19 protein-coding genes are annotated in these 21,452 nt (G+C 49.3%); 5 read left to right on the top strand and 14 right to left on the bottom strand.

Annotation, left to right across the window (positions count from 1 at the left end; all coding sequences use genetic code 11):
• Positions 1 to 43 precede the first annotated feature (43 nt).
• The 3 genes from WN53_RS11290 to WN53_RS11280 form a co-directional block, all read right to left on the bottom strand.
• Positions 44 to 727: an EcpB family pilus assembly chaperone gene (locus tag WN53_RS11290; protein ID WP_024484739.1), complete on the bottom strand. Its 684-nt coding sequence runs from the start codon at positions 725 to 727 to the stop codon at positions 44 to 46.
• 65 nt (positions 728 to 792) lie between these two features.
• On the bottom strand, positions 793 to 1,389 hold the full coding sequence (gene ecpA, locus WN53_RS11285; protein ID WP_024484738.1) for a common pilus major fimbrillin subunit EcpA: 597 nt from the start codon (positions 1,387 to 1,389) through the stop codon (positions 793 to 795).
• A 201-nt stretch (positions 1,390 to 1,590) separates the two neighbouring features.
• On the bottom strand, positions 1,591 to 2,169 hold the full coding sequence (locus WN53_RS11280) for a LuxR C-terminal-related transcriptional regulator (RefSeq protein ID WP_024484737.1): 579 nt from the start codon (positions 2,167 to 2,169) through the stop codon (positions 1,591 to 1,593).
• Between the two features lie 1,332 nt (positions 2,170 to 3,501).
• Between WN53_RS11280 and WN53_RS11275 the strand changes: the two genes are divergently transcribed.
• The gene (locus WN53_RS11275) at positions 3,502 to 3,885 is read left to right on the top strand and encodes a helix-turn-helix domain-containing protein (protein ID WP_024484736.1); all 384 of its coding nucleotides are present in this window, start codon (positions 3,502 to 3,504) and stop codon (positions 3,883 to 3,885) included.
• Between the two features lie 17 nt (positions 3,886 to 3,902).
• On the opposite strand, the gene WN53_RS11270 is transcribed toward WN53_RS11275, so the two are convergent.
• From WN53_RS11270 to WN53_RS11255, 4 genes are read right to left on the bottom strand one after another with little or no spacing between them, the layout of a single operon-like run.
• The gene (locus WN53_RS11270) at positions 3,903 to 6,413 is read right to left on the bottom strand and encodes an energy transducer TonB (protein WP_024484735.1); all 2,511 of its coding nucleotides are present in this window, start codon (positions 6,411 to 6,413) and stop codon (positions 3,903 to 3,905) included.
• A complete protein-coding gene (locus WN53_RS11265) occupies positions 6,413 to 7,819 on the bottom strand; it encodes a DNA-binding protein (protein WP_024484734.1) in 1,407 nt (468 codons plus the stop codon). The genes WN53_RS11270 and WN53_RS11265 overlap by 1 nt, the downstream gene beginning before the upstream one ends.
• 5 nt (positions 7,820 to 7,824) lie before the next feature.
• Positions 7,825 to 8,553, bottom strand: a complete 729-nt coding sequence (locus WN53_RS11260; protein WP_024484733.1) for a PP2C family serine/threonine-protein phosphatase — start codon at positions 8,551 to 8,553, stop codon at positions 7,825 to 7,827.
• 1 nt (position 8,554) lies between these two features.
• Positions 8,555 to 9,232, bottom strand: a complete 678-nt coding sequence (locus WN53_RS11255) for a vWA domain-containing protein (RefSeq protein ID WP_024484732.1) — start codon at positions 9,230 to 9,232, stop codon at positions 8,555 to 8,557.
• 260 nt (positions 9,233 to 9,492) lie between these two features.
• Here WN53_RS11255 and WN53_RS11250 point away from each other — a divergent pair, with 260 nt between their 5' ends.
• Positions 9,493 to 10,365 carry a phosphorothioated DNA-binding restriction endonuclease gene (locus WN53_RS11250; RefSeq protein WP_024484731.1) on the top strand — a complete coding sequence of 291 codons (873 nt, stop codon included), beginning with the start codon at positions 9,493 to 9,495 and terminating at the stop codon, positions 10,363 to 10,365.
• Positions 10,366 to 10,795: 430 nt separating this feature from the next.
• Here WN53_RS11250 and WN53_RS27235 read toward each other — a convergent pair whose 3' ends face one another.
• The 4 genes from WN53_RS27235 to WN53_RS11235 form a co-directional block, all read right to left on the bottom strand.
• Positions 10,796 to 11,044 carry a hypothetical protein gene (locus tag WN53_RS27235; protein WP_071784961.1) on the bottom strand — a complete coding sequence of 83 codons (249 nt, stop codon included), beginning with the start codon at positions 11,042 to 11,044 and terminating at the stop codon, positions 10,796 to 10,798.
• Between the two features lie 283 nt (positions 11,045 to 11,327).
• Entirely contained in the window at positions 11,328 to 12,011 is a 684-nt protein-coding gene (locus WN53_RS11245) for a response regulator transcription factor (RefSeq protein ID WP_046808059.1), read from the bottom strand.
• Between the two features lie 177 nt (positions 12,012 to 12,188).
• The gene (locus tag WN53_RS11240; RefSeq protein WP_024484730.1) at positions 12,189 to 13,706 is read right to left on the bottom strand and encodes a sensor histidine kinase; all 1,518 of its coding nucleotides are present in this window, start codon (positions 13,704 to 13,706) and stop codon (positions 12,189 to 12,191) included.
• Positions 13,707 to 13,717: 11 nt separating this feature from the next.
• Positions 13,718 to 15,049, bottom strand: a complete 1,332-nt coding sequence (locus WN53_RS11235; protein WP_024484729.1) for a vWA domain-containing protein — start codon at positions 15,047 to 15,049, stop codon at positions 13,718 to 13,720.
• A gap of 333 nt (positions 15,050 to 15,382) precedes the next feature.
• Between WN53_RS11235 and WN53_RS11230 the strand changes: the two genes are divergently transcribed.
• On the top strand, positions 15,383 to 16,027 hold the full coding sequence (locus WN53_RS11230; protein ID WP_021807856.1) for an acyl-homoserine-lactone synthase: 645 nt from the start codon (positions 15,383 to 15,385) through the stop codon (positions 16,025 to 16,027).
• Here WN53_RS11230 and WN53_RS11225 read toward each other — a convergent pair whose 3' ends face one another.
• Positions 16,028 to 16,744 carry a helix-turn-helix transcriptional regulator gene (locus tag WN53_RS11225; protein ID WP_021179139.1) on the bottom strand — a complete coding sequence of 239 codons (717 nt, stop codon included), beginning with the start codon at positions 16,742 to 16,744 and terminating at the stop codon, positions 16,028 to 16,030.
• A gap of 122 nt (positions 16,745 to 16,866) precedes the next feature.
• Positions 16,867 to 17,502, bottom strand: a complete 636-nt coding sequence (locus WN53_RS11220) for a carbonic anhydrase (RefSeq protein ID WP_024484728.1) — start codon at positions 17,500 to 17,502, stop codon at positions 16,867 to 16,869.
• A gap of 374 nt (positions 17,503 to 17,876) precedes the next feature.
• On the opposite strand from WN53_RS11220, the gene WN53_RS11215 reads away from it, so the two are divergent.
• Both WN53_RS11215 and WN53_RS11210 read left to right on the top strand, forming a co-directional pair.
• Positions 17,877 to 18,380, top strand: coding sequence for a helix-turn-helix domain-containing protein (locus tag WN53_RS11215; protein WP_024484727.1), 504 nt, complete (start codon positions 17,877 to 17,879; stop codon positions 18,378 to 18,380).
• Positions 18,381 to 18,382: 2 nt separating this feature from the next.
• Entirely contained in the window at positions 18,383 to 19,654 is a 1,272-nt protein-coding gene (locus WN53_RS11210; protein WP_024484726.1) for a type II toxin-antitoxin system HipA family toxin, read from the top strand.
• Positions 19,655 to 19,731: 77 nt separating this feature from the next.
• On the opposite strand, the gene WN53_RS11205 is transcribed toward WN53_RS11210, so the two are convergent.
• Complete coding sequence (locus tag WN53_RS11205) at positions 19,732 to 20,730, bottom strand: PDDEXK family nuclease (RefSeq protein WP_024484725.1); 999 nt, start codon at positions 20,728 to 20,730, stop codon at positions 19,732 to 19,734.
• Positions 20,731 to 21,452: the final 722 nt, after the last annotated feature.

Here is a 21,452-nt window from a genome sequence, read left to right as displayed (position 1 = left end):
CACACCTGGAAAACATTCACGATGCAGGTAATGAGTAAAGAGGCTATTTCACGTTGATATAATCTTCGTTGTGCCAAATGCCAACGCTGAGTTTTTGATTATTGATATCAACAAATTTCAAATGCACGCCTAATCCCGGCATAACGTAATAACGCTCACGGCATCCTTTAGTTTTCTCGTCACTGGTCTGTGGCTGCTTACAGGGGCCAAATGCCACCACGCGGAAAGAACTGTTTCCGGTGTTATAAGCAACACCATCTCGGTATTGATAATCGAACTTATCCTTCCGTGGTGTAACGACCATAATGGTACTAATGGTTGCCGAGGTGGTTGCCGAAGCGGCTTTTTTGGTCTTTGACAGCCCCTCTTCGGTAACCGGATTATCATTCCAGATTAAACGGTAATAACGCTCCTTATCGTCCTTCGGCCCGGAATAGAAAACGCGGAAAACATCTTTACCCTTGCCGGGCAAAATCAGGTTGGATGGCGTGGCCATTATTTCCTGCTTGCTCTCCATTGGGATCACTTTGCCCCCTTCCATCGGGGAGGAAATACGCTCGACCTTCAGGCTGACCAGACGGGCATCATCCACGGTATTAATCACCTCCTTGGCGATAACGCTCTGGTCAGGGGAAATGATTGATGTAATCGCGCCAACGTTAATTGCACCGGCGTGAGTACAATAAAAGAGTGCTGAGCACATCAGCGTAGGAAACCATCTGTTCATCATGCGTTCCATAAGGATCGGGGCTATCCACCCCGATCCTGACTACGTTAAGACAACAAAATCACTTACAGCGTGGTGAAAGTACCGTCCCAAGTTGCTGTGAATTCAACGTTTACGTTGCCATCCCAGTAACCATCGGTCAGGTCTTTGAACGCAGTATCAGTACCCGCAACGGTCGCTTTCGCGATATCAAAGGCGAACACGCCCTGAGTGCTGGTACGGTTAGCACCAGCATAAGCACTTTCCATAGCCAGAGCAGACAGGCCAGCGCTGATGCCTGCAGAAGTATCGATCATCACCATCTCGCTGCTTTCAGACAGTGCTTTACCGTTCCACTTAACGCCAACGGTCAGCGCAGAGTCATCGCTGGTGCGGCTCAGGGTGTTGGAGATGATTTTAGAGGTCAGTTTGAAATCACTCGCGCCAGACTGGCCAGCGATGGTGATATCGAAAGCGCCGTCTTGAGAGTTAAAACGCTCCAGACCTTCTGCGTAATTAAAGGTCAGTGACTTTATCGGGGTAACAACCAGCATGCTGCTGGTATCTTTAATGGCTTTTGCATCCCAAGACGCTGTCGCGTTCGCAGTACGAGTGTCCGCATTAGCCAGATTAATTGTTCCCAACGCTGAAGCTGCAATCAAAGCCAGAGCTAACTTCTTCATAAAATTTCTTCCTTTATTTATATCAATTAATTTCCCGCCAATATTCACTGGCGTGGCACAATAAATGCGACACAAGGGCGCATTCGAAAACTAAATTTTCGAAAAGGTCCTACGGCAATTAAATAATAAAAACCCTGCGATATAAAAGCATCGCATGTTTTATTTAGTTTCGATAACCCTATGACGATAGGTAGTTATAGTTTATCTGACAGAAAGATAGGCCCGCGTGAAAATATCACTCATTTTAGTCAACCCCATCTTGCCCAAAATATTATGACGCAGGGCATAAACTGTTTTAGGACTAAGCCGCAACCTGCTGGCAAGATCACCCACGGTGACACCATGGATCAGAGTACGTAATAAACATATCTCACGCGAAGACAGCCTGACTTGCGATGTCGAAGAAACCTGCTCCCCGGCAATAACATGATCGATTTTAGCAAAAATATCACTGGATGCCCCCGTTCTCTGGATCACAGAATCAACCTGCCGAAACATGCTCTTATAGTAATTGGCCAAGGGTAACAGGTAACTATCGGTTACCAGAACAACGCGATTACAAGCGGAATACATTAGCCAGTCCTGATCCAGGAAAAGGCGCAGGTTAGCTAATTGAAAGTCAATAAATACGACTTTGAGTTGTTCTGGGGAAGTATTAACTGAGTCACAGTAGCCTACGATACCTTCATGGAAATACTTATTGGTATCAGGCCAGGTTAAAGGTCTTTTTGAGCGAGTACCGCCCCGTGGGGGATACCCACCATCTACTATCTTTAGCATAAGACTCCCTTCCTTTCTTCTTCATTTACCAACTCCATTACGCCGTTGGACAAGCAGAATACTATTTTCAAAAACTAAGTTATTTCCTAACTTTCAAAACAATATTAATGGCGAAAAACAATTATTCAAAATCGGTTAAAACGATCGCATAAGTACATATTCATCGCCAATACCTATCAAGTTGTTATTATCTATTCAAGAAGTAGCGAGGATTAATGGTATATATTTCAGTTCAAATAACAAATTAGGAGGCTTATAGTAAACTAAGAATATTCTCTATTTTTATCCTGATTTTAAAATAAGTCTTTTCTTATCACCTACTGACACAGCGGTAGAAAAAGGGTATTAACAAGCAAATAACTCGGAAGGGTAATCAAGAATATTTCCATACTGGGAACGGTAAAACGAGCTGCTTGACTCATTAGCCAGAATAGTCTGTTCTCACCGCATTTAGCAGACACGAAAATGCAACATAATGGCAACGGAATGGCTATTTAATGAACGACTCTAGGGTTGTTATTTGTGATTAACATCACTTTTTCATTAAAAATAAATCATTTCTATCTCAAACAAGCCCGTTTGAGGGCCATTTCAAGGCCTCCAGCCGGATGGTGAGACCTCACTTTTCAGCTATCGGTGAAGCTCAAGCTTCGGGTCACCGTGACAACAATCTATGGGGCAACGCATAGAGCAGGCTTGAGGTTACGCTTTAATTTTTTCTGCACGCCAGCATGGCAGACCTGTTCCACCCAATGATATCAACAGCCCGATTAGCGTCTTATAGCAGGCTGTAAACAGCAATAACGCGGACTCAATATGGTTATATTGAGGTCCCACAAGAGTTTTCTGTTAGAAAAACAGGCCTACAACTGATCAAATAATGATCAGTTAATAGTGAATGACCAACGCAGCCCTGAGTAACTACCTCAGATAATGCCAAGAATTAGGAGCAAGAATATCAATGCCGATGCCGTGCCGCTGCAATGAACAACGTAAGGCAATACAAATCCTAGGCCGAATAATGGTGATAGACAGCCAAAATCCAGCATTGAGCGCTTGCCTCAACCAAGAAAATGGCTTTAAGATAATGGCAGTAAAAATTTCCCTGGTGTTGGCCAATGTGGCAACCTGACCCAACGAGGTCAGGTTTTTTTTGCTATTTTATCGAAACAAGCAGGCAAGCCAGTATATTATCTGGCGTTCAATAACGGTTAGGTTAGTAGTGTTACTATTTCATATTGAGGTAATTTTATGCCTACATTATTCTCTGCTAGCCACGATAAAAAAATGTATTTAAAAACCATCTAGATAAACAAATAACGTAATTTGGCGATGCTGACGCTTAATGACAGCAAATCCATCGATATAGAGGGTCAAATACCCCCTAACAAAGCCCGTTTGCAGATGCTGTTGGCTAACATCCACGAAAGGATCACCACCCGGCACCGAGAAACCGCGCGAAATAATCGCTACAACTTCAGCGCAGAAAAATATCCCTTGTCAACGCGGGAGAACGAAGTGCTCTATTGGGCCAGCATGGGGAAAACCTACCAGGAAATTGCCATTATTTTAGACGTAAAGGCCCGTACTATAAAATTCCATATCGGCAATATTGTGAAAAAGATGGGCGTGACTAATGCCAAACACGCCATCAGGCTGGGGCCGAGTGGCAGCTTGTCAAACCGATTACCCGCTGAGGCAACCATTCCCGCTTAACCCACCCGATGCTCCCTTTAACGCCTAAACGACACCGTCACCCGCTGTAAGTGGCCAACCGGCTGTTTTGCAAACTGCCAGGTCCAGGCGGCGGCCAATGCGGCCTCATCATACAACGCAACGCCGCTGCTCGATGAGATCAGCACCAACTGCGGCTTCCCTTGGGCACTCACATCCAGGTCTATCACCACGGTTTTCTCCCCCGCCGCCTGTGGACCAACGTCCGGGAAGAACGGCAAGGTGCGCGTTGCTTGAGTGATACCGGCTTGTTCAAAGCTAACGCTGACTATGCCAGCAGAGTATTTCTTCGCCTGAGGCACTTCAGGCACCTGCAGTTCCAACGACCTAGGGAAAGGCATCGGCCTGATGGCGACCTTCTCAACCAACTGCGAGGATTGCTCTTGGGACATATATGCAGGTTGACTTGGGGCACCAGAGCCGGTTGAAATCATGTCCTGATAATTTTGGCTGACGCGCGCGCTCAGGATATCCAACCATCCGACGCGTTGATGCTGTAAATTCATCCCCAGCAGCAGCCGAAGCTTCAAAAACTCTAGCGCACGTTCCGATTGGCTCATAGTCTCAGAGTAGAGAGTAGACTGGGATGTCTCCGCTTGATGTAGCAGGCGCTGAGCATAAACCAGCGCCCCCACCAGCTTTTCCGGATCTTCATCGGCCCACGACAGCCCCCAACCGTACCAGGCATCTGCCCGCTTGGGATCCATAGCAATCGCTCGCCCAAAATTGCGCCGAGCATCCCACAGTAAATGTGCCCACGGGTTACTCACACCAGAAGACGCGGCCTTCTGCTTTTCAGCACTCTTGAGACGCATGCCGTAACTGAAATACAGCATTTGCTGGCGGGCCAGCAACAGTAACAACTCCGGGCTTTGGTTATATTTACCGACCAGGCTGTCTATTTTATTAATGGTGGTCGTGAAATAGTCGTCATTCAGCGTTTTCGGCATCAGCATTTTATTCAGCTCATAGACCTCATCCCGCTTCAGGCCAAAATTCCGTTTCCCTACCCAAACCGTACCATTCAGCCTGCGGATCAACGCTTCTTGCTGGCGTAAACCGGCGTGGTCGTGGCGGGCTACCAGGTTCGCCAAGGTGGCGATATGTTGCTGCATAAGCTGTAAATACATGCTGGAGGTCAGCTCGGTATTCACAAAATCAAACGGTATAAAACGATGCTGAGGCTGATTGGAAGCAGGGAAACGCCAGCTGTACGCCAGCCTTATGGCGCTCAGATCCAGTTCGCGAGCGCCGCTGCTAACAAAGGGCAGGACAGAGACCGGTTCACCACGCTCATCGACATCAACGGATAACATCGTGGTGGCGTAATCTTTGTCTTTGCCGAAGACGCGTCGAACCCCGTCAGTCGACAGCCCGGCACGGCTGAATGGCGCCACGCTGGCAATGTGAATGGAGCTATCCGCAACAGGCTTACGGCCGCTTTCACCAGAAGACGCCGGTATCAGATTCTGATTGGCCAGCTCAACCACCGCCGGATCAAAAGGCTCTGCCGACCCCACCAGCAAGGTGGCTCGCGCCTGCAAGATATCCAGCTCACGTTTTTCTTTGGCTGGTAATGCGTCAATAAATTGCTTTAAGCGCCGATGGATGATTGGCTGATATTGCCCCTTCTTTTCCAACTGACCGGCGACTATCAACGCATTAGTCACCTGCTGGAGCCGCGGTGCAGGGGAGCCATATAGGGGGAGTTCGCTGTCGCCTACCAGCAGCGTGGCCAACGCCCAGCCCATCCAGGCATCCGCATCCCGAGGATTACTTTGAATAGCTGACTGAAAAATTTGGCTAATCGCACCAAACGACTCTGGCGCTATGCCTGACGTTGGCGTTATTGTCAGGCTAAACAACCCCGTGGCCAGCCACAATTCGGCCTGATCGGGCATCCAGAGGGTGGCGTCTTTCATCTTGCTCAATGCACTGATTTCGGCTTGAGTATCCGGTTGTGGCGATTGCAGGGCAGCGGTCCACAGCTTGGTGATGTGCTCACTGTCCTGTGGCGAATAGCCGAGAGGTGGGAACTTCTCTCTATTCTTTTCCAGCGTGTTTAATACCCGCCATTCATCCAACTGCCCGGGGAAGCTCTGTATCAGTTCATCAAACTGTTGCCCGCTGTAGGCCGTAGCCTCTTTCCATTCACTCTGCTCAAGCTGATGCCCAACCAACCAACGGCGTTCAGCCTCTGGCGTGAGCGGCATATTGAGATAACTGAGCAGCAACAGCGATACTGCCGCCAGCGCCCCTCCGGCAGCATAGCTAAAGCTACGACGCCGGAACGCCACATACAACATACCGCCCGTCATCAGGCTGCCAGCCAGCCATAAACCGGATAAGAAGCCGCGCTCGCGGCCATTTAATACCGCAGGCCAAAGCTGTGCGCCAATCCACTCAATCCCCTGCCATAACCCGGCAAGCGCGGCCATGATGAGCCAGGGGAGAAAGACCACCAGCAACACCAGCAACGTAATGACAAACTTGATAAAACCCGAAGACATCAGGGCTTACTCCGCACTATCGAGCTAAAAGCCCATTTGAATACCAACACTAGAACGAGGGCGATGCTGCAATAGATTATGCTCCTCACCCCCATAAACCACTGATCCTTCCAGGGCATGGATAAGAACGTTGAAAGCCCTATTTGTAAACTGGTCAGGGAAGCAAACTGGCTGAACAACCAGGCGAACACCAACGGCAACAGCACGGCAAACGCGGTATGCAGCACAACGCCAGGGACAAACGCAGGCATCGTCAGTTTAAAACTGGGCGGTGGAGGTGTGGGTGCAGGGCGCGGAGGTGGCACATAAGCAGGCGCGACCTGGCGCTGCGGAGCCTGCCGCTTGGCCGAACGAGCCGCTTGTAGCGCTTTCTGCATCTGCTTTTTACGCGTGCATTCCGGGCAAGCCAGGCCAGCAAAATGCTGATGGCGCTTATTTGCCTTACAGACAACGATCTTCTTCTGCGCCGGCAAGGCATAGGGCCGCAGTACGCTAGCCCATTCCCGTGCGGAAGGCCGTGAAGCAGCCAGCGGGCCAAACGCCTTGTCAAACATCAGCCGCAGATCGTTCGGCAACAGGGTATGCATGCTTACTGGCGCAGGAGCCATTAATTTATTGGCGGTCAAGCCATAGGCATAACAGCCCGCGGCAATACGCCCAGGCAGATCGGTAGCAATCTTCGAGGACTGCGGGCGACCACTGTAGGGATGCAGCCCAAAGTTCAGCAACTGGAACAGGATCACCGCCAGCGCAAAACGGTCCTGCCACTCTTCCTGTTTCTCTGGCACCTTGCCGGTTTTCTGGAATTCAGGGGCCAGATACTCTGCGGTAAACTGCCCGGCAGGGAAGCGCTCGCCGCCCCCCTCAATGCTGAAACCATCGCAATCCAGCAGCGCAACGTACAGGCTTTCCCGATAAAAGCGCAGGTTAACCGGCTTCATATCGATAATGCGATGCTGCTGTTGATGCAACGCGGCAACCAGCGTGCAGAGGTTGGTGGCCAAGCTGACCTTCACCCCGATCCCGTCTGGTAATTTCGCCGCCTCAGCCTGCCGAGGCTGCAGGATATATTCCAATTCGATACTGCGTTTGACATCCAACTCAGGCATGACAAAACCAACGAACTCACCCCGAGTATTCAACAGCGGCGAGGTTGGCCAGGCCAGTTGCACCAGCGAATCCTCGGCCAGGGCTATAGGCGGAATATCGGGCACGTGCTGAAGCATTGCCTGGATTTTGCGCTGATAGAGCGCTTTATCGATGCTGTCGTGATAGATTTTTGCGACGCTGCCAGGCTGCGAGGCAAGGTGATAAACACTGCCCGCCCCACCGCTTTTGATCAATGCCCCTAGCTGCAATGGCTGGCGCTTTTCGTTGTAAAAGACCTGGGATTTATTTTGAGCCATGGGGATTAACTGCGTAGCGCTATGAGCAGAGTTTTATCGTCGCCGGTGATTTCACTGGTACGCGGATCGCCCAACGTGGCCTGTAAGGCGGAGCTGCCCGGCTCCTCTGCGGTCTGCTGTAAATAGCGGATCACCGGCCCCATAAACGGCTCAAACAGCGCCTGCCCCGACTTATCTAACGCAAAGGGCTGCACGCCGTCTGACATTAATATCAGTTGGTCTACCGGCAAGCTCACAAAGGTGATACGTAAATGTTCACGCCAGTTTTCGCTGGTTAAAAACCACGTCTGGTTGGCATATTCCCCGTTTTCTGGCACGGACAGTTGCTCATCTCCGCTGGCGGTTCGCACCGCAGCCACCCCATCGCCAAGATGGATCAGGCAAACCTGCTGCTCATCGATCCATGCCGCCACTAGCGTGCAGGCATAATCTTCCAGCTGGTTATTGGCCTCGGTCGCCAGAAAGTACAAATCCATGCGGATTTGTTCCAACATCTGCTGAATAAGCTCGGGCGTCAACGCCCCGGAGGGTTGCCATGATAGGCGCTCCACCAGTTGGCGAGAGACAAAGTCCGCCCCCGTTGCACTTTGGGATGCCGACCCCGCACCATCACAAACGGCGGCGACCAGGCGCTCATCAACCACGGCCCAATGAAAAGCATCCTGGCACGGAATATCCCTTGCCAGATGTGCCGCACCGGTGGCCGATGCGGCATATACCTGCCATTTTTTCATATCACACCGGGACGTTGGACCAGCTATCGGTCGCTGGCAACTGTGCTTTTCCGCCCGGTACAGACTGGGAGACGACTTGCATGCTGGCGCTCAACCACAAGAACAGCTCGCGGAACTGCAAGCCACTCAGCCGTTTGACACCATTACTGCCATGCTGGCTAAAACGCCCCATGACTTCAGTTGAAGCATCTGCCACGCTAATCGGGAATACGGCGACTTTGTTGCTAGCCTCTGCCTGACGGCACAGTTCGGCAACGCCTTCCCATTCATCGGTAGGCTGCCCGTCGGACATCAAGAATAACCAGGGGCGGGTATAGGAAATCCCGGCCTGCTTCAGGCGCTGTTTCTCTGCTTCGATCTCGTTCAATGCCAGCATGACCGCTTGCCCCATCGGAGTGGTGCCCCCGGCGGCCAGACGTGGCGCGACGAAATCCATGGCATCTGTCCAATCCCCGTGCAGTTTGCACTGGTCATAACCGCCGTATTCAATAATCAGCAGCCTGACCCGTTTGGCGGCAATCACATCGTCCTTCAATTCCTGCTCCAGCAGAGCAAGGCCTTGATTAAGCTGATCGATCGGCTCACCGCCCATACTACCTGAGCAGTCGAGCACCAAAATTAAAGGGGTTCTTTGATCGCTGTTGTTAATAAAAGCCACATCAGGGATACCACGATCCATGTTAAATCCTTGTTTATCAAAAGCATAAAAAATACACGACGCAATAAACATACCATAGCAGAAATAACCGAGAATGTGTCGTGGCTTTGGGCATTTAGGATTGTTACGTAGAGCTGCGCTCAATGCTGGCAGGCACGCTCTTCCCTATTTAATGAAATAACGAGGCTCTGTCTTGCCCAAGATATGTGTAGAAGCGATTGAATCCCTTCCCTTTTGCGAGCATGATCGCAATCACTTTCGCCGCCCGCCAGGATGCACCGATGAAAACCAGCCAGGAACTGCAAACCGCCATATCTCATCTGACCGTGTGGCGCAAAGGCGATCAGCGTGCACCACATAAGCCGTTACTGCTGCTGTACGTGCTATCCCAATATCAGCAAGGGCACGATCGGCTGTTCAATTATGGCGAAGAAATCCACGGCCCCTTGCTGGCATTACTCAACAGCTTTGGCCCACAGCGGCGTGACCATTACCCCACTATGCCGTTCTGGCGTTTACGCGGCGATGGGTTCTGGGAATTACAGAATGCGGAGCTTTGCAGCCCGCAGAAAGGCAGTAAAGAGCCACCGAAGCGGGAAATTATCGAACATGGTGTCAGCGGTGGCTTCGACGAAGAGAGCTACCAGCTGTTATGCAGCCAACCCGCGCTGATCGACAAGCTTGCACAGCAAATCCTGTGTGAGCATTTCCCCGACAGCGTTCAAGAATTGATAGCCAACCGCTTGGACTTTCGGCTTGATGGGATACGTAAAGCACGCGACCCAGCATTCCGGCAAACGATCTTACGCGCCTATAACTATCAATGCGCGGTGTGCGGCTATAACCTGCAGCACGACACTACGCCCGTTGGCTTAGAGGCGGCGCATATCAAATGGAAGCAACACGGCGGCCCCTGCACCGTGACCAACGGATTAGCGCTATGCTCGTTGCACCATTCCGCATTTGATATGGGAGCTATCGGGCTCGACGACAGCATGAAACTGTTGGTTTCAGCAGGTGTGAACGGTACCCATATGATCGACCAATTGTTCTGGGACTTTGCTGGGAAGACGATTCGGTTGCCAAAGATCGCCGAACATTATCCTTTGGATAAGTTTGTGGAGTGGCATCGGGGGCAGGTGTTTAAGGGGTAACGCGAGAGAGCTAATTGTTTATAGTTCCCTTTGCGATATAGCTAACGATCTTTGGTCACGCAACCAAATGGTTAACCTCAGCTAAAAACTTGCTGAATTATAAACAGCCCCCAATATATCGGGGGCATAAAAATATTTAAAGCTGATTACAAGTGAGTTCTTTAGTTAGGTCGACTGTAGAATCCTCACCAGGTTCAAGTCGGCGACAATCTAGGCAATGGCTTTGTGGGCCGTCAGGATTTTGCGGTGTCACTCGGCTTGGGGTTGTGCCGAAATCATCCGGGTATTTTCTGAAGATATGAAACTGTCCATGAGTTTGGGAGCAACGAGGGCAAGACTTATATCTCCCATCTTCACTTTTTAAGGCACGATTCAACGGTTTGCCGCAACAGCTACACTCAATCATTCAAACCACCTTAATTATAAAATACTAACGATCTTTATTCGATTGAGATAAAACCGTACCTGCGAGCGTTTTGGTTGTTGAACTGTATTTTGTACTGGTCAAAACGCCTGATGCTTTCGTTTCCATGACCGCACCAGTCTGCTTTGATGTACGAGATTGCGCCAATGCAGATGCTGCCAAGCTTTTTTGAATTACAGATGCATTAGGATCGGCTAAAACGCTACCAGCAAGGGAAGAAACATCTTTTGAAGTAGATTTATTGTTCTTACTCATTATTAATCCTCTTTTTTACCACAGGGCACGAGCACTACATATGGATTATTTTAAAAAAAAAGACACCATATGATGTAAATACTGTACACAAAAACAGGATAAACAGGCAAGTCATGAACATTGATGAAGATCAATAAATGATCTAAAACATTAGTGTTTTTTACATAATATGACCTGAAATTTCCAGGTTAATTTCAGCCCCCACAGCGTAAATCAAACATTCGACAACCTTCCTACGACAGAAGCTAGTTCGATAAAATCACTTTACTCATAGACTATTACCTCACCCCAAATACCGATACCCCATCCCATGCACGGTGCGAATCAATAACGGACTATTCGCATCGAGCTCAATGGTCTTGCGCAGCTTGGAGATATGCTGATCCAGCGTGCGGCTGTTAGGCAGGAAGTCATAGCCCCAGGCGGCATCGAACAACATCTCGCGCGTGACGACCTTATTCTTGTGCTGATAGAGGCACTCCAGAATTTTCACCTCGCGCAGTGAAAGCTCCAACCTCGCCGTCTGGCGCAGAGCGCATAGCTCATTCGGGTACACGGTTAAATCACCAAAACCAAAGCTGACATCTGGCTGCGCGGTTTTGCTACGCAGGCAACGCCTGGCGATGGTCTTGATCCTGGCGCGGATCTCGTGAATGCCAAACGGCTTGCTGATGTAATCATCTGCTCCCAGCTCTAACCCGACCACCCGGTCGATCTCTTCATCCTTGGCGGACAAAAAGATAATCGGGATCTGCTCATCCTGTTTGCGGATCTCTCGGCATACCGCGTAGCCATCCAGCTCCGGCATCATGATATCGAGGATGATAAAATCCGGTTTTTCCCGCTGATACATCTCCAGCGCCACTTTGCCATTCTCTGCGGCGATCAGGCTATAGCCCTCACGGGAGAGCGCTTCTACCAATCCCTGGCGGATGTTCGTATCGTCTTCAACGACCAGTATTTTCATCATGACTCCCTGTGGTTAATGCTATTAGCGGTGGCGATTACCGCCTGACGTGGGCGATATCATCGGCTACAGCGCTGTGCCCTCTCCCCAACCCTCTCCCCAAAAAGGAGAGGGAGCTAGAGCGCGGTTGTTGTCAGGTATAGAAGTCACTCTGCGGCACTTATCCAAAAACAGCGGCTACGGTGCTGTAATCAGGTTACGTGCCAGCCGCAAGGTGAAGCGCACCCCCGGCGACTGCTGAGCCACCAGGATCTCCCCGCCCAGGCTGTGCGCCAACTGCTGGGCAATCGTCAGGCCAATGCCGGTGCCTGATACGCCCTCGGTAATACCTGACTTCACCCGGTAAAAGGGCAGGAAAATCATCCTGAGCTCTTTCTCGGCGATACCGGCACCATAATCCCGCACGTGGATATCCACATTGTCCGCACCGCACTCCACCTGCACATCGACCTGTTTCCCGGCCGTGGCATACTTTTCCGCATTGCTCAGCAGGTTATTGATAATCTGCGTCAGGCGATCGATATCACTCTGCACCACCACGCTTTCGCCTAATGAGAGGGAAATCGTCATCCCCTTGGCCTGATATGACGGAGTGAAAGTCTGAGTAATCTTCGCCAGCAGCGGGTTGAGGTCAATGGGCTGAATGTGCAGCTTCGGCTCGCGGGTAAAACTCAAAATGTTCTGGATCAGGCGCGATAGGCGCTGGCTCTCGCCGATAATCACGTCCAGGTAACGCAGTCCTTCATTGTGCTGTTCATCCAGCTCTTCTTTCAGCAACTCTGCATACAGCGTGATATTAGTCAGCGGCGTTTTCAGCTCGTGGGACACCTGGCTGACAAAACCCACCTGCTGGCGCGCCAGCCGTGCCGTCTGGGTGTATTCCCGGTAGAGGCGGAAAATGATCAAGCCCATGATGGCCAGCATTAGCAGGATAAACGCCCCGCCCCAAAGGTAGACCGCCGTAGTACTGGCCGCTTTGCCGTAATAACTCACCTGCCAGCCGGTAAGCGGATAAGGCAGGCTCTGTTCGGCCAACGGCTGCAGGTTTCCCAGCTCGACATACGGATTGCTTTGGTACAGCAGGCGTCCGTTCTCTACCAGCACCAGCGTGTCTCTGCCAAAATCGAAGTTGACCGCATTGATCACGTCCGATAGCAGTTTGATATAAGGAACCCGAAATCCGATGGTCTCGCTGCCGATAGTGCGCCAGTAGATCAACAGCGGCTCCTGCACCTCGCCGGTGATATACCAGCCGGATTGTGGGATAGCCATTTCGCTTTTTACGCTGTGGCCGTAAAGCAAGGAAGGATCGTTCACCAGCGGCGTGATGGCCTGAACCCAGGCGAGTTCTTTTTGGCTCAGCGGGCCGTTTTCGTTGGGATACAACAACCGATTTTTCTGCAGGACAAACACGCCATCAATGTCGTGATCCTTCTCAACCAGCTCCTTGAGCGCCTGTTCGTTGGGTTGAATGTAGTCGGTGATCGCGTCCAGCCGCGTCGCTTTCTGCCGCAGAATATCCATAACGCTGTCGCTGGCTTGCGTAACGCGCGTTTGTGCCATGGTCTGGGATTGGTAATGGCGTAGCAACACTTCGTGCTCGAGGGTGCGCACTCCCAGATAGGCGATCAGGCTGAAGACCGCCACGGTGATGATGATAAAAACCGTCAAACTTCTGGAAGTACGCTGGCTCATTAGGCTCCCTGCTACTGGTTCTTCTGGGTTTTGATGTTGTAGTTCTGTTCTTTCACTGCCTTACGGGTCGATTCCTTGCTGGCGCTCTCCATTTTACCCATCAGGTCTTTGTTCTTCTGCGCGCTGGCTTCGGCTTTTTGTCTGGCTGGAGCGGCACTGACGGGTAGGCTTTCCAAGGCTGCCGCATTAGCGCTAAACACCTGTTTGGCCTCTTCCATTTTGCCTGCATCCATCAGCTCTACCGCGCGCTCATTTTCAATCGCTGCCTTCTGAATGGCCGAGTCCACCAGCACTTCATCAACCTGCGCTGCGCTGACATCCTTAGCGGATTGGCTATAACGTACCGCCACCTTCTCATTGAAGGTATCCACCTGCTTGGTACTCAGGTTGGCGTAACGCACGTTCACATCGGCCAGCGGTTTGCTCTGGGCGTTGCTGCCCTTGGCCGGGATCACTTCCAGCAGAACATATTTTTCCTGATTGGAATACAGCTGGTTCAGTTTTACGGTGACCGTATTGCCGCTGATGCTGCCATCACGCCCCAACAGACGAACCGGCGTAACCTTATCGGCGGTTTTGATCACCACCACCACATCCTGCGCCACCACGGACATGGCGTCGTTAAACTCGTGGGCGAAGGTCTTTTCCAAATCGCTGGATTGCTCAACAAAGGCATGGTTACCATCGCTATAGCCCGCAATGGTGGTCATCAGATCTTCGTTATAACCATCACCAATGCCGATGGTGGTAATGGCGATACCTTTCTTGGCCGCCAGTTTAGCCAGCTCGGCCAGCTCACTGTTGGAGGTTGGCCCAACGTTGGCTTGCCCGTCGGAAAGCAACACAATGCGGTTAACCTGCTCTTTATCCAGATGCTTGCTCACCTGATCGATACCCTTGCTCACCCCGGCAAACAGCGCCGTCATCCCACGCGGTTCAATACTTTTGTTAATTTTATTAATCAGTTCTTTTGTATCTTTGACCTTGGTCGCCGGGATCACCACTTCAACCCCGGAGTCATAGGCAACGACCGAAAGCGTGTCATTACCGTTGAGCATGTTAACAGCGGCGATCGCCGCCTTTCTGGCGTTTTCGATACGATCGCCACTCATTGAGGTGGAGCGGTCGATGACCAGCGCCAGATTGATCGGGCTGCGTTTTTCCTGCGGCAGCGGATAGCCCACCAACGAGATTTTCAGGTAGTTTTTATCCTGGGTATTTTCCAACACCACGGGCGAGGCAACTTCAGACTTTACGACGACCTTGGGGGCAGCCGGAGCGGCACTGGCACTCCAAGGCAGCACAGACAGGGTGAATAACGCAAAAATACATTTCAGATCCATGGTGAAGCTCCTTGTCAAAAGAATCGAATCCATTCTTGCCCGTATCGGCCGGAGAGTTGTCTGTTATCTGTATAAAGATGTAAAAAATAGGTAAAAGTTGCCGTTGCCGCTCCCTCGGGTTCGTACTCGGTAAGAAACATATCACTTTTAAGCCCAGAGTGTCGCCTAAAACGCCCCACCCAACACCGGCTAAAACCAGTTTATTCCTATAATAAGGTTAGCGTAAATCTATTAAAAAGCATTATCATTCCTTTGTACCGGCATGCTCTTAATGAAACTTCACTGATGTTACCGGATGAACTTATCTCTATATATTCATTCACAGGTGACATTATGTTTAATATTTACAGCGTTAACTATGCTTCAATGAGCAATGAGAAATCTGAAGATCTCTTTATGTTAAGAAAAAATACTTTTAAAGACAGACTGCAATGGGCAGTCGACTGTTCGGACGGCAAGGAGGTCGATCAGTTTGATAATGATAAGACCAACTATATTTTTGGCGTGGAGAACGGCATGATTATATGCGGAACCAGGATGATAGACATGAAATACCAAAATATGTTGAACAGTACATTCTCCTCATTCTTTAACAATGTCAACATTCCAGAAGGTAACTACATTGAATCCACGCGTTTCTTCGTGGATAAAGAAAGAACCCACTCGCTGTTAGGCCGTAAGTTTCCCGTCACTATGGCTTTGTTTCTCTCACTGATTAACTATGCGCAACAACATCATTATGATGGCATTCTTGCCGTTGCCAGCCATGCGATGATGCACATCATCAGAACCTCAGGTTGGAATGTCACCGTGTTGGAAACCGGTGTTTCCGAGAAAGATGAGCCGGTCTATCTGTTGCTCGGCCATGTCGACTCTGAGAGCCAGAGGAAGCTAAAAGCCAAGATATTCAGCAAGTACAGCACAGCGGACGAAACCAGGCTGAACGACTGGCCGCTGGCGGCTGAGCCTTCTTTGTAATCAACTAACCGGTTTAATCAGTTGAAGTTCCACACCTAGACGTATTGCATGCCGGGCATTTGCGACTCCCAGCTTTTTGACGATGTTGGACATATGAAACTTGACCGTACGCGTAGTGATCCCCAGGATCATCCCCGTCTCCTGATAGGTTTTGCCCACGCTGGCCCAGTAGAGGATTTCGTTTTCCCGTTCGGTAAATTGGGCGCTTTTTTCCGAGCGTGAGGCGTTTTTTTCTGACAGCGAATTCAGGGTTAGATAAATCTCATGCACTGACGCCAGTAAAACAGAGATGTCACCTTTATTCTTGATCAGCGTTTGGGTTAATTCCGCTCTGGTTTCAGGGGCAAGAATAAAAGATAACGTGACCAGGTTATTATTATAATCATGCAATACAAACGTATAGCCATTATTCAACCCAAATTTCCTGGCCCGCTCGAAGAGTTCGGAAAAATGAAACCCTCCGCCTGTCATTAGATTTTCATCCCAGGAGAAAGGCGTTAACCGGTTCAGCGCAGTGATCACCACCGGATCGGTATACTGTAAACCGTTGGCTTTATAATGCTCTACCCACTCACCAGGATAGTTGGTTACCCCAAAGATACAGGACATATCTTTTTTCGATAACACCACATACGCCCAGATAAATTCCCCGAGATCGTTTAATGTCGCTTCGAGGTGCGTTTTGATAATGTTACTGATATGTTCTTCGTTTTCCATTAACTGCTCGCCCCCGACAACATAAAATAATTTCCACCTAGCGAATATAGCAGATAAGGACGCCAGGCAGAAGGCTCCTGGCTTTCTGCCCAGGAGCGGTCCCACTCATAGCCAATCATCTGTTATTCGAAGTACACCTCGGGGTTATCCGCTAGCGAGACGAAATTCTTGGTATTTTTGTCCAGTGTGCGGATCTCACCACTTTCGATGTCGTACACCCAGCCGTGCAGGCGTAGGGCGTTGTCACGCAGACCAACGGCAACGGACGGGTGAGTCTTAATATTATTTAGCTGGGCTATCACGTTCTCTTCAACCATAGCGTTAACTTTGTCGATTTCGCTATCCCAGGTCTTCTTCTCTACCACCGCTTTTGCCGCGTCCGCATAGTGTAGCCAGTGAGCAACAGCAGGCATCGGGTCAAGGCACTGACAAGAAGCTATAGCCTTCATGGCGCCGCAGTTCGAGTGGCCGCAAATCACGATATCAGTAACGCCTAACGCCACCACCGCGTATTCAATGCTCGCAGACACGCCTCCTGGCTCCGGGCCAAAGGAAGGGACGATGTTGCCTGCGTTACGGATAACGAAAAGCTGCCCCGGCTCTTGCTGGGTCACCAACTCGGGTACCAGGCGGCTGTCAGAACACGAAATAAAAAGTGCTTTAGGGTTCTGGCTGGAGGCAAGGCTGCGAAAGAGCTCCTTACGCTGAGGGAAAATCTCTTTCTGGAAACTGAGGAAACCTTCAATAATATGTTGCATAGCACACTCTCTAGATCTGTAGTCTCGATCGTATGATAATCCTTGCTGGCTGAGCTGGAAAGCGGGCCAAACCTTAAGCTAGACGCCCCAGAGGTTCAGCGGTGTGCTTTTAGTATGAGTAGGCTATCTGCAAGGAACATAAGAGCCCAGGTAACACAGACTTTGCATAAATGGACGATGCAGATACGGGGCTAGTGAATACGTACAAATCCCCTTCCCTCCTTCAAAGCAATTTCAAAAGTGCTAATATTCTGGCGTTTTAAACCATTTTTAGTAAAAATATTAGTATCACATGTCATCCACTTTCTGCTTCATGTCAAAATTATGCTAATATTATGGTGTAATCTGTACTAAAAAGATAAAATATTGATATTATGGCGAAAAAAACAGCACCACTACTTCCTACAACTAACCAGTTGCTGACTGATTTTGGTGAGCGTCTGAAACTTGCGCGTCTTCGGCGCAAACTAACGGCCAAACAGGTGGCAGAACGGGCTGGTATGTCGCCAATGACGCTACGTTCGCTTGAAGCCGGGGGTGCAGGCGTGACGATAGGTGCATATCTATCAGTCATGCAGGTGTTAGGGCTTGAAAGCGACCTGAATAAGTTGGCCGCCGAAGATCAACTAGGCCGCCAACTTCAGGATTCCCGGCTGATAAAGAACGAGATCGTTTTCACTTCCAAGGCAAAACCGAGTAAAGCACCAGCAGACAAAAAGCCGCGCCCTGAGCTTGCCCACAAGTACGAAGGATCAGATAAGCAGGCAGCTACAGCAACGAAAGCTGGCTCCGTAGCAAACAATACGGCCCGCAGCACAACGTCGGCCGATCTGGCTGCCCTGCTAAAACCATTGAAGAAGTCAATCAAAGGGAGTTAACGATGGCGATGATCGGGGTATATGCAGACTGGGATGGAATGCACGGGCCAAAGCGAATTGGCTTCCTGCATAGCCGACAAACTCGTACGCGAGAGTTATTTGAATTTCAGTATGACCCTCTAGCATTGGCCGATCCCGACCTCAATCGTTTGCAACTTGATCCAGAGATTCTTTTATTCGAAGGTGCCCAGTACCCCACTCACCCACGGGATAAATTCGGCATATTTGGCGACTCCAGTCCCGATCGCTGGGGCCGAATACTGATGAAGCGTCGCCTTGAGCGGGATATTCGTGCCGGTATCCAAGCTGAAGGAACCAGGCTATACGAATCAAATTATCTCTTGGGTGTACATGATCTTTATCGAGTAGGAGCCCTACGCTACAAGCTTAATGATGAAGGTGAATTTCTTGATAACCGAGCTGACGAAGCAGCTCCTCCCTTTACCGAAATTCACGCTTTAGAAAGGGCAAGCCGCGCACTAGAAGATGATCCAGACAATACATCCCTACAGGGTCAGGAATGGTTGCGGATGCTCATTGCGCCAGGTGGTTCTCTAGGTGGGGCAAGACCCAAAGCAAGTGTCGTGGACAAGCATGGCCATCTCTATATCGCAAAATTTCCCAGCACCAAAGATGATTACGATGTTGGCGGCTGGGAGATGGTGGCCAATGCTCTCGCCGTTGGCTGCGGGCTGAACGTCGCAACAGCTGAAGCGCATAAATATGCCAGCGATTACCACTGCTTTATGGTCCGTCGGTTCGACCGTACAGGATCCGGCCAGCGCCTTCATTTTGCTTCTGCCATGACAATGACCAGACATCAAGATGGTGATGATGCCTCTAGCGGCGCCAGTTATCTTGAACTTGCAGACGTCCTGATAAGGCATGGCGCACAAACAAAAACCGACCTGCAAGAGCTCTGGTCAAGGATTGTTTTCAATATTCTTGTCTCTAACACCGATGATCACCTACGCAATCATGGTTTCATTTTGGTCCCTGGCAAAGGCTGGCGGCTTTCTGAAGCCTACGATATGAACCCCGTTCCCTGGTCTGACGGCCTAAAGCTTAATATCACCGAAGCAGATAATGCACTAGATCTCGAACTGGCACGTGAAGTCGCTGAATATTTCCGTTTGAGCTTGGCGCAGGCCGATGAAATTATTGAAAACTTTATGGGGATTGTGGCTCAATGGAGGACGATTGCTGATGGTTTGGGACTACCTCTTCGGGAGCAGGAACGAATGTCTGAAGCGTTCAGAGTTGCGAACATTTAGTTCCAACCTTAGCACAACCCAAGAAAATTTATTGGCGATGCTAAGGTTATCGACGTTTTAAAACGATCTGTTCACAGTTATTGCTCTATCTTTTCAATGATAAAGCCATCACGCCGAACAAAGTCTAGCAATCGGTCAATATTTCCGATCCCCCACTGATTAGAGATGGCAACCAGTTCTCCTGATGGTAACTCAATCAAACAGTCTTCCTGCATGTGGAACCTGCTTTTTCTCTCTTCTGAGATTTGGTCTGCCAATGCAATCGTGCGGCTTCTTAGCACATCACCTAACTTGCGTTTAAGATCGTTAAAGTCTGCGGGATTATGCTTATTAATCCAATCGGTAAACAATTCAAGTGCCAATTTACGTTTATTATAGACTCTACCGTTGTATTGATATCCAGAGTAATCCTTCTCAGATTTTTGACTGCTTATTATCTGTTCGCTACGTTTTTCTCTGAACCTAACCTGGTACTCTTCAAGTTCTGGAACGGGTATAATCTGCTCGGCGTTAATTAATACGTCACCATTGAAGTTATAGGGTGTAAGCCTAACACATCTAATATCTACGCCTTTATCTCTGAGCCATATCACCGTGGTCGTCAATTCTTTACCAAAGTCAGCCGAGGCAAGCACGATACGAATATCCTTACCAAAATCAACCAATTCCGTTTCATCAAGCTCGACAAAATCAAGAATTTTCTCTTTAGCATTAATATCTATATTATTTTCTTTCAAATACTTTTCATAGTATTCGCAGGCTTTAGCGAAGCTCATGGTTGAAATCATTGCGGCATACCTAAGGGCTTGCAACTCCATATGAGCGCCAACTTCATCTCGCTTGAGTTCAATAACCACCAGGTTTGCTTGTTTATCAATGGCTAGCAAATCAATTCTGCGCCTACTGTCTTCCCAGTCAGAGAACTCTTCGGAAATCACCAGACAATCCGGGGATAGAATTTCAATGTTTTTCTTGATAGCCTCCTGCAAATCATATCGTTCCTGCAATCCCTCCAGAGAAAATGATGTCTTTTTTAAGGCCGTAAGGTTTTTATCAAGAATATTATATAGTCCCATACGCGATTCCTTTTAGATTATATTTTAAAAAATTAAAACAGTATGAAATTAGCACAAATTAAATATAACTACCAGCCTAGCTGGTGGTTTATTTATTAGCTTTTATTTTATCTGAAAAGCTACGGATCATGCCCAGATTAAGCAGTGATTGTTCTATCTCAGGGATCCAATGTTCCGGACAGGGTTTAACCCATTTTGTAGGATCTTGGCGATTTATTGATTGTCGAGTGGTCAACCCATACATCGATTTTACATGTGCTATCCAACACGAGTGGTGTATCGTTTTGCCTGTACGAGCTTTAACATCAGCAATAATTTCTTTGTAAGTCACCATAAATTCTGCCCCGCATCTTTGTCTACAATAAGCTCTGGAAAACTGACGCCTTTAACCGTCAGCGTCTCCATGCTCACAAAACCTGAGCTCAGTTTATCAGCATTCTGACCGCTACTCTTACAGAATTGGCGTCATTCGCGTTATCCATAAGCTCCCAGACCAAGACATCAAATCTCTGAAGTCCAGCCTATCCCTGATGCTTCCAAGAAAATTCGTGATGTAAGGGGCACTCTGCGTTCTAGTGTCGATAGTTCTATTTGGTATCCTGCTCATTTTGGCCATGGTTACCTGTCTCTACCCACAACAGAAAGTTGATGTAGATTGACTGAAAAAGCGAGGGGAGCCTTACGGGGGCCGAATTCCAGGCACAAAAAAAGCCGCTCGAAGC

It is taken from the genome of Serratia fonticola (assembly GCF_001006005.1).
In the GTDB taxonomy this organism is placed as follows: domain Bacteria; phylum Pseudomonadota; class Gammaproteobacteria; order Enterobacterales; family Enterobacteriaceae; genus Chania; species Chania fonticola.
This window is presented reverse-complemented; position numbering and strand designations above follow the sequence as displayed.